We start from the raw sequence: 11,791 nt of genomic DNA, 5'->3' as shown, positions 1-11,791 counted from the left end.
GCGCTGCTTTAGGGCACGTCCACCCGTACGCCGGCCGAGAACACCCCGCTGCGCAGCTCCAGTTGCTTCGGCTGGGCCGTCCCGCCGACGGTGAACACCAGCGGCAACACCATCCGGGCGCCGGCGGCGAGCGGCTGGGCGAAGACGTCCCGTCCCTGGTTGGCCTGCCGGGTGGCCTGCTCGTCGGTGCTCACCCAGTTGCCCCCCGGCAGGTACGCCCGCTGCATCTGGCCGTGCCAGGTCTGCTGCTGCGGCGTGACGTTGCGCACCCCGACCGTGGCCAGACACCGTCGCCCGCCGCCGCCGCCGTCGGGCGGGCAGGTCAGCCGGTACACGGTGAACTCGAACGCGGACTCGCGCAGCGGCACGCCGATCGCCCCGGTGGCACTCTGCCCCAGCCATGCGCCGCTGGTCGGCTGCTTGTTGGTGTCGATCGCGGCGACCCGCTGGCTTGCGGTCAACGCCGCCGCGAACACCACCCCGGCCAGGAGCGTGGCGGCGCCCGCCACCACCAGCCACACGGGAGGCCGGTGGCGGGCCGCCGCCACCGGACGGGAGTAGACCACGCCCCGGCCGGCCGTCCCCGGGGCACCCGCCCCGACCTCGGCCCCGGCCGTCCCCGGGGCACCCGCCCCGACCTCGGCCCCGGCCGTCGCCGCGGCACCCGCCCCGACCTCGGCCCCGGCGGTTCCGGCGGTTCCGGCCGCGACCCCGGTTCCGGCCCCGGCCCCGGCGGTTCCGGCGGTTCCGGCCGCGACCCCGGTTCCGGCCCCGGCCCCGATCCCGGCGCGGATCTCGGCCCGTCGGCGGCGGCGCCGCTGCCACCACCAGAGCCCGCCCATTGTGAGCAGCAACACCCCGGCCAGCGCGCCGAGCAGGACCGGGGGCCGGCGCCACACGGCCGCCTCGGTCACCTTGGCCGCCGCCGGCATCATCGGGCGGTTCCAGGTCGCCGTGGCGCAGTCGTACGCCCGGTTGCCGTCGTTGGTGAAGGCGCAGGCCGGCGCGCTCAGCGGCCGGCCGGGCGCGACGGCGGCGAGCGCGGTGTGCAGCGTGGTGCTGCCTCGGGCGGGCAGCTTGAGCTGCCAGGTCACCTCCGTGGTGGCGGCCTGTCCGGCTGCGCGGCTGGCCCGGCCGCCGGGCGTGATCCAGGTCGCCCGCGTGCCGGCCGGCAGTTCCTGGCGCACCGTGGTGGTCACCGGCAGGCTGCCCTGGTTGCGGACCTCGATCCGGTACCCGGGCGCCGGCGTGCCGGCGGGCGCGACCGCCACGGTCACCGGCGGCGGCGCGCCCTGGGTGGGCACCACCACCGACGGCGAGACCAACGGTGGCGGCGCCGCCGGCGTCGGCACCGCCGAGTCCGATGGCGACGGGGTGTCGGTGGGTTCCTCGGTGGCCGCCGCCGGGCGGGCCGACGGCGCCCCCGTCGGCACTGATGCCGTCCCCGGCGTGGTCGGCACTGATGCCGTCCCCGGCGTGGTCGGCACTGATGCCGTCCCCGGGGTGGTCGGCACTGTCGCCGCCCCCGGCGTGGTCGGCGCGACCGCCGCTGTCGGCGTCGCCGCGGCCACCGCTGTGGCCACCGCCGTCCGCACGGGCTGCGCCGCCGTCGTTTCCGCGGCCGTAGCCGCCGCGGCCGCAGCCTTCGGGACCGTCGTCTTCGGGGCCGTCGCCGGCAGCGCCGGCACGGCGGCGAGCACGCCGAGGCAGTGTACGAACACCGCGAGAGCCCTGTGGTGTCGTGTCGATGCAGGCATACGAACGCACCTCCGGAGCCCGACGCTAGGTGCGCGGGCACGTCGTGCGGGTACGAAGTCGCGAAGTCGGCCCCCGGCGACGGCCACCGGCGTAGGGTGGGCCGCCATGCCGCTCCCGGTGGGCGACGAACACCCAGCCGGCCGGGTGCATCCCCTCCTCGTGCGGGGCGACGCCGCGCCCGCCGTATCCGTCCCTGAGGTCGTCGGGCTGCTGCCCGCCATCAATGTCGCCGGGTCGGGGCTGGCCACCGGCGCGACTCCGCGTCCCTCGGAGGGCTTAGATTGGCCTGGTGCGTATCGCTCGTTTCGCTCATGCCAAGGGAATGTCGTTCGGGGTCGTCGAGGGGGAGCCGGGGGCGGGCCTCCAGGGCCTGACCATCGCGGAGATCGAGGGCCACCCGTTCGGGCAGATCCAGTTCACCGGTGCGCGGTGGGCGGTGTCGGACGTCCGGCTGCTCTCCCCGATCCTGCCCAGCAAGGTCGTCTGCGTCGGCCGCAACTACGCCGAGCACGCCGCCGAGCACGGCAGCGAGGTACCCAAGGAGCCTCTGCTCTTTCTCAAGCCGTCCACCTCGGTCATCGGGCCGCGGGACGCCATCCGGCTGCCGATCTTCTCGAAGCGCGTCGAGCATGAGGCGGAGTTGGCCGTGGTGATCGGGGCGCCGGGGGCGCGCCGGGCCGACCGGGCCGCCGCCGAGCGGGCCATCGTCGGCTACACCTGCGCCAACGACGTCACCGCGCGGGATCTCCAGCGCTCGGACGGCCAGTGGACGCGGGCCAAGGGCTTCGACTCGTTCTGCCCCATCGGCCCCTGGATCACCACCGGCCTCGACGTGACCGACCTGGAGATCCGGTGTGAGGTGGGTCGCGATCCGGAGGAGATGGAGGTGCGGCAGCTGGGTCGTACCCGGGACATGGTCTTCGACGTCCCGGCCCTGGTGTCGTACGTCTCGCACGTGATGACGCTGCTCCCCGGCGACGTCGTGCTGACCGGTACGCCCGCGGGGGTTAGCCCGCTCGTGGAGGGGGATACGGTCACCGTGAGTATCGAGGGGATCGGGGAGCTGACGAATCCGGTCGTGCCGGTCAGCTGACCCGTCGAAGCGGCGAAAGAGCAGGTCAGGGGTCGTTTCGGGAACCCGATTTGGCCTGCTGGCACCGGGAGGGTAAAGTTTCCCTCCGGTGCCGCAAGGCGCCGAACGGCACCGAGAGGTGCCGGTGGGGTATGGGGTAATTGGCAGCCCGACTGATTCTGGTTCAGTTAGTCTAGGTTCGAGTCCTGGTACCCCAGCAACCGATGGTCGTGAGAGCATCGGTCGCTGGATCAGCTGGAGAGCCCTCCGATCGGCCCGACAGGGTCGAAGGTTGTCTCTGGTAGATTTCAGCGGCGCCGCCCCGGGGGCGGCCAAGCAGATAAAGTTCTGGCCCCGTCGTCTAGCGGCCCAGGACGCCGCCCTCTCAAGGCGGTAGCGCCGGTTCGAATCCGGTCGGGGCTACAGTTGTGCGGCCCGTCTCATCTTCGGTGAGGCGGGCCGTTCCACGTTCGGCGTTCGCGCCGTCCGGACGCGGCGGGTGTCCGGACGCGGCGGGTGTCCGGACGCGGCGGGTGTCCGAGCGCGGTTTGCCCCACCCCCGGCGTGGGCGCCCGGGGACACGTCGCTAGACTACAGCGGTGCCGCTCGGAAGAGCGGCCAAGTAGGGAAAGTTCTGGCCCCGTCGTCTAGCGGCCCAGGACGCCGCCCTCTCAAGGCGGTAGCGCCGGTTCGAATCCGGTCGGGGCTACAACACACGTACGGCCCGCCTCACTCCGGTGAGGCGGGCCGTTTCCGTACCGCCGCGCCCGTGGCCGGGCGCGTCGGCCCGCGCGATGTCGGCGACCTGGGGGTGTCCCCGGCGCTGCGGCCTGGCGCGATGTCGGCGACATGGCGGGGTCCGGGTGCGTCGGCTGGCGCGATGTCGGCGACCTGGGGGTGTCCCCGGCGCTGCGGCCTGGCGCGATGTCGGCGACCTGGCGGGGTCCGGGTGCGTCGGCTGGCGCGATGTCGGCGACATGGGGGTATCCCGCCGCTCCGACCGCGCGATGTCGGCGACGTGGGGGTATCCCGCCACTCCGCACCGGCCCTGTACCTCCGCGACGATCATGGGGTCGGCGGCGTTTTTGATCTCTCTTGCTGCCGCCAACTTCATGATCATCGCGGAGGGGTCCGGGAGGGCCCGGGGAGGGGTCGGGGAGGGCCCGGGGAGGGGTCGGGGTGGTCAGAGGCCCGAGAGGCGTTGGCCGGCCCGGACGACGGCCATGGCGTGCCGTTCACCGGGGCGGCGGCCGAGACGCTCGATCGGCCCGGAGATGCTGATGGCGGCGATCACCCGGCCCGTGCGGTCGCGGATCGGGGCGGAGACGCTCGCCACACCCGCCTCGCGTTCGGCGACGCTCTGCGCCCAGCCGCGGCGGCGTACCTCGGCCAGGGTGCGACCGGTGAACTTCGACCTGGGCAGCAACGGCATCACCGCCTCCGGGGGCTCCCAGGCCAGCAGGATCTGCGCCCCCGAGCCGGCGGTCATCGGCAGCACCGAGCCGACGGGCACGGTGTCCCGCAGGCCGCTGGCCCGCTCGGCGGCGGCCACGCAGATCCGCTCGTCCGCCCGGCGCAGGTAGAGCTGGGCGCTCTCGCCGGTGGCGTCGCGCAGCGCGGACAGCAGCGGCTCCGCCGCGGTCAGCAACACGTCCGGCGCGGCGTTGGCCAGCTCGCCGAGCCGGGGGCCCGGGCGCCAGCGGCCCTGGGTGTCCCGGACCAGCATCCGGTGGATCTCCAGCGCCTGTGCCAGCCGGTGCGCGGTCGCCCGGGGCAGCTTGGTGCGTTCAACGAGTTCGGCCAGGCTGGCGCCGTCGACGCAGGCGGCCAGGATGACCACCGCCTTGTCGAGAACGCCGACACCGCTCATACTGTGTCCCACAAGCCGAAATTTACCTCCCAGAATTTAGGATGTCCAGATGGTGGGAGTCACTCCTGAGTCGAGGACCCTGGCCGAGAAGGTTTGGGACGCGCACGTCGTCCGGTCCGCCGCGGGCGAGCCGGATCTGCTCTACATCGACCTGCACCTGCTGCACGAGGTGACCAGCCCGCAGGCGTTCGACGGGCTGCGGCTCGCCGGCCGCCGGGTGCGGCGTACCGACCTCACGCTCGCGACCGAGGACCACAACACCCCGACCGGGTACGCGGATCCGTCGTTCCAGCAGCGGCGCGGCGACCTGTTGACGATCGCCGACCCGACCTCGCGTACGCAGATCGAGACGCTGCGCCGCAACTGCGCCGAGTTCGGCGTCCGGCTGCACCCCCTCGGCGACGAGAACCAGGGGATCGTGCACGTCATCGGCCCGCAGCTCGGTGTCACCCAGCCTGGCATGACCATCGTCTGTGGCGATTCGCACACCGCCACCCACGGGGCTTTCGGCGCCCTGGCCTTCGGCATCGGCACCAGTGAGGTCGAACACGTCCTGGCCACCCAGACTCTGCCGCAGATCCGGCCGAAGACGATGGCCGTGAACGTCACCGGCCAGCTCCGTCCCGGCGTCACCGCCAAGGACCTCGTGCTCGCCCTGATCGCCCAGGTGGGCACCGGCGGCGGGCGCGGCCACATCGTGGAGTACCGCGGCGAGGCGATCCGGTCGCTGTCCATGGAGGGGCGGATGACGGTCGCCAACATGTCCATCGAGTGGGGCGCCAAGGCCGGGATGATCGCGCCGGACGAGACCACCTTCGCGTACCTGAAGGGACGGCCCAACGCCCCGCGCGGGGCCGACTGGGACGCCGCCGTGGCGTACTGGCGGACGCTGGTCACCGACGAGGGCGCGACCTTCGACGCCGAGGTGACCCTGGACGCGAGCACCATCACGCCGTTCGTCACCTGGGGCACCAACCCCGGGCAGGGCGCGCCGCTCGGCTCGGCCGTGCCCGACCCGGAGGAGTTCGGCACCGACGCCGAGCGGACCGCCGCGCGCCGGGCCCTGGAGTACATGGACCTCACCCCGGGCACCCCGCTGCGGGACCTGGCCGTCGACGTGGTCTTCGTCGGTTCCTGCACCAACGGCCGGCTGGAGGACCTGCGCGCCGCGGCCGACGTGCTGCGCGGGCACAAGGTCGCCGACGGCGTACGGATGCTCGTGGTGCCCGGCTCCGCCGCCGTCCGGGAGGCCGCCGAGGCCGAGGGGCTGGACAAGGTCTTCACCGACGCCGGCGCCGAGTGGCGCTTCGCCGGCTGCTCCATGTGTCTGGGCATGAACCCGGACACGCTCGCCCCCGGTGAGCGCTCCGCCTCGACCTCCAACCGCAACTTCGAGGGCCGCCAGGGCCGGGGCGGACGCACCCACCTGGTCTCGCCGCCGGTCGCCGCCGCCACCGCCGTGGTCGGCCGGCTGGCCGCCCCCGCCGACCTGTAGAAGGGCAGCCGCGACAGATGGACAAGTTCACCGTGCACACCGGCACCGCCGTGCCGCTGCGTCGTTCCAACGTGGACACCGATCAGATCATCCCCGCCGTGTACCTCAAGCGGGTGACCCGTACCGGATTCGCCGACGGGCTCTTCAGCGCCTGGCGGGAAGATCCCGCCTTCGTTTTGAACGACCCCGCGTATTCGGGTGCGTCGATTCTCGTGGCCGGTCCGGAGTTCGGCACCGGGTCCTCCCGGGAGCACGCCGTGTGGGCGCTTCGGGACTGGGGCTTCCAGGCGGTCGTCTCGCCTCGTTTCGGCGACATCTTCCGCGGCAACGCGCTGAAGGAGGGTCTCCTGCCGGTCGAGTTGGAATTGAAAGCCGTCGAGGAACTCTGGAACCTCGTCGAGTCCGACCCGACCACCCCGGTGACCGTCGACCTCACCTCCCGGCAGGTCCGGGCCGGGGACGCCACCTGGTCGTTCCCGCTTGACGACTTCAGCCGCTGGCGGCTGATGGAGGGGCTGGACGACATTGGACTCACCCTCCGGCACGAGGCCGAGATCGGCGCGTACGAGCGCACCCGACCCCCGTTCATGCCCTCCGTGGCATAGCCGGACGCCCGATCCGGCATCGGTTTCCGCCCCCACCGGCCCGGCCGGTGGGGGCGAATCCGTTGCGACACAAGGCCCTTTTTCCACCGAATGTTTGTGTCCAGGCAGCACAGGGCATACCGTGCGCGCAGAATGGCTCGCGTCGAGTCAGTTGCACAATCGGGAGGAAGTCGTGAACAAGGCCGAGCTCATCGAGGCGCTCGCCGTTCGCCTGGGGGACCGGAAGACGGCGACGGCCGCGCTCGACGCGGTCCTCGCTGAGGTCCAGGCGGCGGTCACCAAGGGCGAGAAGGTGGCGATCACCGGATTCGGAGCGTTCGAGAAGCGCGTCCGGGGCGCCCGAACAGCGCGCAACCCGCGAACAGGCGAGGCGGTGAAGGTCAAGAAGACATCGGTCCCGACCTTCCGGCCCGGCGCCGGATTCAAGGAGATGGTGGCCAGCGGCAAGGTGCCGAAGAACACGGTGGCGGCGAAGAAGACCGCCACCGCCGGGAAGGCCGCTGGCGCCAAGGCGGCCGGTGCCAAGGCGGCGGGTGCCAAGGCGGCCGGCGCGAAGGCCGCCGGAGCCAAGGCCACGACCGCGGCGAAGAAGACGACCGCGGCCAAGAAGACCACTGCGGCGAAGGCGGCCAAGACCACCGCCGCCAAGAAGGCGGCACCGGCGAAGAAGGCCGCGCCGGCGAAGAAGACCACGGCGGCCACCAAGAAGGCCGCCCCCGCGAAGAAGACCACCACCAAGGCGACCAAGAGCGCGGCGACCAAGAGCACCGCGACCAAGAGCGCGACGACCAAGAGCGCGGCGGCCAAGAAGGCACCGGCGAGGAAGTCCGCGGCCAGGAAGGCGACCACCACTCGCTGAGCGGCCGGAGACGGAGAGAATCAACGAGCGAAAGGGCGGCCACCAGCGCGGTGGGCGCCCTTTTTCGCGTACGGAGCGGGCGCGTCGCGGGCGTGCTCGCCAGCCGTTGACCGGGACCGCCCCGCGCACGCAGAATCGCCGCACCACCACCGGTCGGCGAAAGGCATTCCGTGCGCCACCGCCACCTGGACACCGCCACGCTCGCCCTCGGCGTCGTCGTCCTGACGGACGTGCTGCGCGTCTTCCTCCCGTCCGTCATCACCGTCTTCGGGCAGGCCGCCGCCACCCCCGCCGCGCTGCTGGGCGCGTACGCGCTCGGCTGGTTCCTGGCCGCCCCGGCGCTGGTCCGCCGGATCGGCGCCCGCCCGGTCGCGGCTGTGGCCGCCGTGGCGCTGGCCGCCGCCCGGCTCGCGCTGACCGCCGCCCCGGGCGGCCGTACGCAGCTCTGGCTGGCGGCGGCGCGGGCCTCGCGGTGGTCGCCACCCACCTGCAACCGCCGCCCGGGCGGGAGCCGGTGGCGCAGGCCCGGGCGGTGGCCGACTTCGCCCTCGGGTACGCGCACGGCCGCCCGCTGGTGGTCGCCGGCGACCTGAACACCGAGCCGGGCGCGCCCGCGTACGCGGAGTTCACCCGCGCCGGGCTCGTCGACGCGCTGGCCGGGGCCCGTCCGCTGCCGACCAGCCCGGCCGACGACCCCCGCGCGCAGATCGACCACGTCCTGGTGACGCCGGGGACGGCGGTCAGCGGTCCGGGGGCGCCGCGCAGCACGGCCAGCGACCACCTGCCGGTCGCGGTGACCGTCCACCTGCCGCCGCCCTGAGCCGTCGCGCGTCCCTCACAGGCGGTCGGCGGCGAGGAGGCGGCCGGCGGCGAAGGCGAGCAGCCAGCCGCCGCCCTTCGGCGTGACGTAGTCGCCGGGGCGGCCGGCGAGGTGTTCCAGCGCGCCCGGGATCACCTTGCCCTGGCTGCACACCGCGACCGGCTCCCCGGCGGCGGCCAGCTCGGCGAGGCACGCCGCGGCTGCGAGGGCCCGCTCGTCCGGGTCCTGGCCGCCCACCGGCTCGTCGAGGTCGCCCGTCACCTCGATGGGCAGGTCGAGCAGGGCGGCGGCCGGGTCGAGGGTCTGCACGCACCGCCGGGCGGACGCCGAGAGCAGCCGGGCCGGCCGCAGCAGGGCGAGCAGGGGCGCCAGGCGGTGCGCCTCGGCCCAGCCGGTCGCGTCGAGCGGGCGGCCGGCGTCCGGGCCCGTCCAGGTGCCGCGCCTGCCGGCGTGGCCGTGCCGGACCAGCGCCACCGTCCCGGTCACCGGGGGCAGGGCGGCGAACGCCGCCAGCACCTGACCGTCGTGCGGATAGCTGACCAGGCGTACGGCGTCGTCGACGGGCAGCCAGCGGACCTCGTCGACCTCCGTGTCGGGCTGGAACCCGCCCTCGCCGACCACCCGCATCGACCAGTAGTCGACCACCTTGGGCCGGCCCTCGCTGCGGTACCGAACGCTGGGCAGCCGCACCTGCGGCACGGCCCGCACGTCGGCCTCCTCGGCCAGCTCCCGCACCGCCGCCGCCAGCGGGTGCTCGCCCGGGTCCAGCTTGCCCTTCGGCAGCGACCAGTCGCCGTACCGGGGGCGGTGCACCAGGCAGACCCGCACGTCGTCGCCGTCCGGGCGCCAGGCCACCCCGCCCGCCGCCCGGATCGCGTCCTGCTGCTCCGCCATCCGCCCAGCCTAGGGTCAACCGGCCGTGCCGCCGACGCGGCGCAGCAGCAGGTCCTGCAGATGGGTCGGCGGCGGGTCCGGCGTCCCGGTGTGCCGCGTCCAGGTGCCGTCCCCGGCCAGCTCGAACGCCTCCACGTCCGGGCTGAACGCGGCGGTGAGCACCTGGTCCAGCTCGGCCCGCGCCACCGGGTCGCTCACCTGCACCAGCGCCTCCACCCGCCGGTCGAGGTTGCGGTGCATCAGGTCCGCCGAGCCCATCCAGAACTCCGCCTGCCCGTTGTTGCCGAACCGGTAGACCCGGGAGTGCTCCAGGAACCGGCCGAGGATCGAGCGGACGCGGATGTTGTCCGACAGCCCCGGCACCCCGGGCCGCAGCGTGCACATGCCCCGGATCAGCAGGTCGACGTGCACCCCGGCCCGGGACGCCCGGTAGAGCGCGTCGACGACCTCCTCGTCGACCAGCGCGTTCACCTTGATCTGCACCAGCCCGGGCACGCCCAGCCGGACGTGGGCGATCTCCCGCTCGATCCGCTCGATCAGCCCCCGGCGGATGCCCTGCGGGGCCACCAGCAGCCGCCGGTACGCGGTCTGCCGGCTGTAGCCGGTGAGCACATTGAACAGGTCGGTCAGGTCGGCGCCGACCTCCGGGTCGGCGGTGAGCACGCCGAAGTCCTCGTACAGCCGGGCCGTCTTCGGGTGGTAGTTGCCGGTGCCGATGTGGCAGTAGCGGCGGATCTGGTTGCCCTCCTGGCGGACCACCAGGGCCGTCTTGCAGTGCGTCTTGAGGCCCACCAGCCCGTACACGACGTGGCAGCCCGCGCGCTCCAGCGTGCGCGCCCAGCCGATGTTCGCCACCTCGTCGAAGCGGGCCTTCAGCTCGACCAGCACCACCACCTGCTTGCCGGCGGCGGCGGCGTCCACCAGCGCGTCGACGATCGGGGAGTCGCCGCTGGTGCGGTACAGGGTCTGCTTGATGGCCAGCACGTGCGGGTCGGCGGCGGCCTGCTCGATGAACCGCTGCACGCTGGTCGCGAACGAGTGGTACGGGTGGTGCACCAGCACGTCGCCGTCCCGCAGCGTGGCGAAGACGCTGCGCGGCACCTCGCCCTCGGCGAGCCGGGGGTGGGTGGCCGGCACGAACGGCGGGTCCGTCAGGTCGGGGCGGTCGGCCTCGCCGTAGAGCTGCCACAGCGCGGACAGGTCGAGCAGGCCGCGCACCCGCAGCACGTCCTGGGCGTCCATGTCCAGCTCGCGGACCAGCAGCTCCAGCATGTGGTCGGAGATGGAGGCGGCGACCTCCAGGCGTACCGGGGGGCCGAACCGGCGGCGGGCCAGCTCCCGTTCCAGGGCCTGGAGCAGGTCCTCGTCGCGGTCCTCGTCGACCTCGACCTCGGCGTTGCGGGTCACCCGGAACAGGTGGCACTCCACCGCCTGCATCCCGGAGAAGAGCTGCCCCAGGTGCACCGAGATCAGCTCCTCCACCGGCAGCACCCGCACGCCGGGGGCGTCCCGGTCGACCCGGACGAAGCGCGGCACGTTGTTCGGCACCTTGACCCGGGCGAACAGCTCCGAGCCGCCGTCCGGGTCGCGGACCGTGACGGCCAGGTTCAGCGACCGGCCCGAGATGTACGGGAACGGGTGCGCCGGGTCCACCGCGAGCGGCGTGAGCACCGGGAAGATGTGCTCCCGGAAGTACGTGCGCAGCCGTTCCCGCTCGGGGGCGCCCAGGTCGGTCCAGCGCAGGATGCGGATGTCCTCGGCGGCCAGCCTCGGCAGCACGTCGTCCACGAAGCAGGCGGCGTGCCGGGCGGCCAGCATGGCGCTCTTCTCGGCGACCAGCTCCAGCTGGGTGCGCAGCGGCAGCCGGTCGCCGCCGCGTACCGGCAGACCGGCCGACAGGCGGCGCTTCAGGCCGGCCACCCGCACCATGTAGAACTCGTCGAGGTTGCTGGCGAAGATGGCCAGGAACTTCGCCCGTTCCAGCAGCGGGGTGCGCGGTTCCTCGGCCAGGGCGAGGACCCGGGCGTTGAAGTCGAGCCAGGACAGCTCCCGGTTGAGGAACCGGTCGTCGGGCAGCGGCTCGGGCGCCGGCGGCTCGTCGTCGGGGCCGGCCGCCTGGTCGGGAGCGGCCGCCTGGTCGGGGCTGGCCACCTGGTCGGGGCCGGCCGCCGCCGGAGCCGCGGGCGGCGCCTCGGACACCGGGTCGAGGACCTCCTCCAGGCCGGCGGAGGCGGCCGCGGCGGCGGGCCCGGCGGTCACCGCGTCGTCCTCGGCGTTCTCGTGGCTGCGGAACCGCCCGTCGACGTCGCGCGGGCGGGCCCCGTTGCGGGCGAACGCGGGGTCGCCGGAGCGGGTCCGGCTGTCGTCGGGCCGGCTGGCGCGGGGCTCGCGAGGGGTGCTCACCTGCTCATAATCACC

At 73.9% G+C, this 11,791-nt stretch carries 10 protein-coding genes and 3 tRNA genes; 9 read left to right on the top strand and 4 right to left on the bottom strand.

The window, feature by feature from the left end; all coding sequences use genetic code 11:
* Positions 1 to 8: 8 nt before the first annotated feature.
* Positions 9 to 1,721, bottom strand: coding sequence for a hypothetical protein (locus tag ACGFIZ_RS26945; protein ID WP_393423668.1), 1,713 nt, complete (start codon positions 1,719 to 1,721; stop codon positions 9 to 11).
* A gap of 326 nt (positions 1,722 to 2,047) precedes the next feature.
* Between ACGFIZ_RS26945 and ACGFIZ_RS26940 the strand changes: the two genes are divergently transcribed.
* The 4 genes from ACGFIZ_RS26940 (at position 2,048) to ACGFIZ_RS26925 (ending at position 3,539) form a co-directional block, all read left to right on the top strand.
* Positions 2,048 to 2,851 carry a fumarylacetoacetate hydrolase family protein gene (locus ACGFIZ_RS26940; protein WP_393423666.1) on the top strand — a complete coding sequence of 268 codons (804 nt, stop codon included), beginning with the start codon at positions 2,048 to 2,050 and terminating at the stop codon, positions 2,849 to 2,851.
* Between the two features lie 125 nt (positions 2,852 to 2,976).
* A tRNA-Gln gene (locus ACGFIZ_RS26935) sits at positions 2,977 to 3,048 on the top strand.
* Between the two features lie 132 nt (positions 3,049 to 3,180).
* Positions 3,181 to 3,253, top strand: a tRNA-Glu gene (locus ACGFIZ_RS26930).
* Between the two features lie 213 nt (positions 3,254 to 3,466).
* Positions 3,467 to 3,539 (top strand) — tRNA-Glu (locus tag ACGFIZ_RS26925).
* 474 nt (positions 3,540 to 4,013) lie between these two features.
* On the opposite strand, the gene ACGFIZ_RS26920 is transcribed toward ACGFIZ_RS26925, so the two are convergent.
* Entirely contained in the window at positions 4,014 to 4,700 is a 687-nt protein-coding gene (locus ACGFIZ_RS26920) for an IclR family transcriptional regulator (RefSeq protein WP_145775510.1), read from the bottom strand.
* Positions 4,701 to 4,749: 49 nt separating this feature from the next.
* Between ACGFIZ_RS26920 and leuC the strand changes: the two genes are divergently transcribed.
* The 5 genes from leuC (at position 4,750) to ACGFIZ_RS26895 (ending at position 8,479) form a co-directional block, all read left to right on the top strand.
* Positions 4,750 to 6,195, top strand: coding sequence for a 3-isopropylmalate dehydratase large subunit (leuC, locus tag ACGFIZ_RS26915; protein WP_393423664.1), 1,446 nt, complete (start codon positions 4,750 to 4,752; stop codon positions 6,193 to 6,195).
* 17 nt (positions 6,196 to 6,212) lie between these two features.
* Entirely contained in the window at positions 6,213 to 6,800 is a 588-nt protein-coding gene (leuD, locus tag ACGFIZ_RS26910) for a 3-isopropylmalate dehydratase small subunit (RefSeq protein WP_393423662.1), read from the top strand.
* A 172-nt stretch (positions 6,801 to 6,972) separates the two neighbouring features.
* Positions 6,973 to 7,659, top strand: a complete 687-nt coding sequence (locus ACGFIZ_RS26905; protein ID WP_393423661.1) for an HU family DNA-binding protein — start codon at positions 6,973 to 6,975, stop codon at positions 7,657 to 7,659.
* 170 nt (positions 7,660 to 7,829) lie between these two features.
* Positions 7,830 to 8,252, top strand: a complete 423-nt coding sequence (locus ACGFIZ_RS26900; protein ID WP_393423659.1) for a hypothetical protein — start codon at positions 7,830 to 7,832, stop codon at positions 8,250 to 8,252.
* The gene (locus tag ACGFIZ_RS26895) at positions 8,192 to 8,479 is read left to right on the top strand and encodes an endonuclease/exonuclease/phosphatase family protein (protein ID WP_393423657.1); all 288 of its coding nucleotides are present in this window, start codon (positions 8,192 to 8,194) and stop codon (positions 8,477 to 8,479) included. The genes ACGFIZ_RS26900 and ACGFIZ_RS26895 overlap by 61 nt, the downstream gene beginning before the upstream one ends.
* Positions 8,480 to 8,494: 15 nt before the next feature.
* On the opposite strand, the gene ACGFIZ_RS26890 is transcribed toward ACGFIZ_RS26895, so the two are convergent.
* Positions 8,495 to 9,373, bottom strand: coding sequence for an NUDIX domain-containing protein (locus tag ACGFIZ_RS26890; RefSeq protein WP_393423655.1), 879 nt, complete (start codon positions 9,371 to 9,373; stop codon positions 8,495 to 8,497).
* Between the two features lie 15 nt (positions 9,374 to 9,388).
* Positions 9,389 to 11,776 (bottom strand): RNA degradosome polyphosphate kinase, encoded by a 2,388-nt coding sequence (locus ACGFIZ_RS26885; RefSeq protein WP_393423653.1) that lies wholly within the window; start codon positions 11,774 to 11,776, stop codon positions 9,389 to 9,391.
* Positions 11,777 to 11,791: the final 15 nt, after the last annotated feature.

It is taken from the genome of Micromonospora sp. NPDC048830, from assembly GCF_043198215.1.
Lineage (GTDB): Bacteria > Actinomycetota > Actinomycetes > Mycobacteriales > Micromonosporaceae > Micromonospora.
The sequence above is the reverse complement of the archived record's forward strand: the minus strand, read 5'-3'. Positions and strand labels throughout refer to the sequence as shown.

Bases quoted from the DNA above. Each gene is read 5' to 3' on its own strand.
- ACGFIZ_RS26920 (WP_145775510.1), bottom strand. From the start codon at position 4,700: ATGAGCGGTGTCGGCGTTCTCGACAAGGCGGTGGTCATCCTGGCCGCC.
- leuC (WP_393423664.1), top strand. From the start codon at position 4,750: ATGGTGGGAGTCACTCCTGAGTCGAGGACCCTGGCCGAGAAGGTTTGG.
- ACGFIZ_RS26890 (WP_393423655.1), bottom strand. From the start codon at position 9,373: ATGGCGGAGCAGCAGGACGCGATCCGGGCGGCGGGCGGGGTGGCCTGG.
- leuD (WP_393423662.1), top strand. From the start codon at position 6,213: ATGGACAAGTTCACCGTGCACACCGGCACCGCCGTGCCGCTGCGTCGT.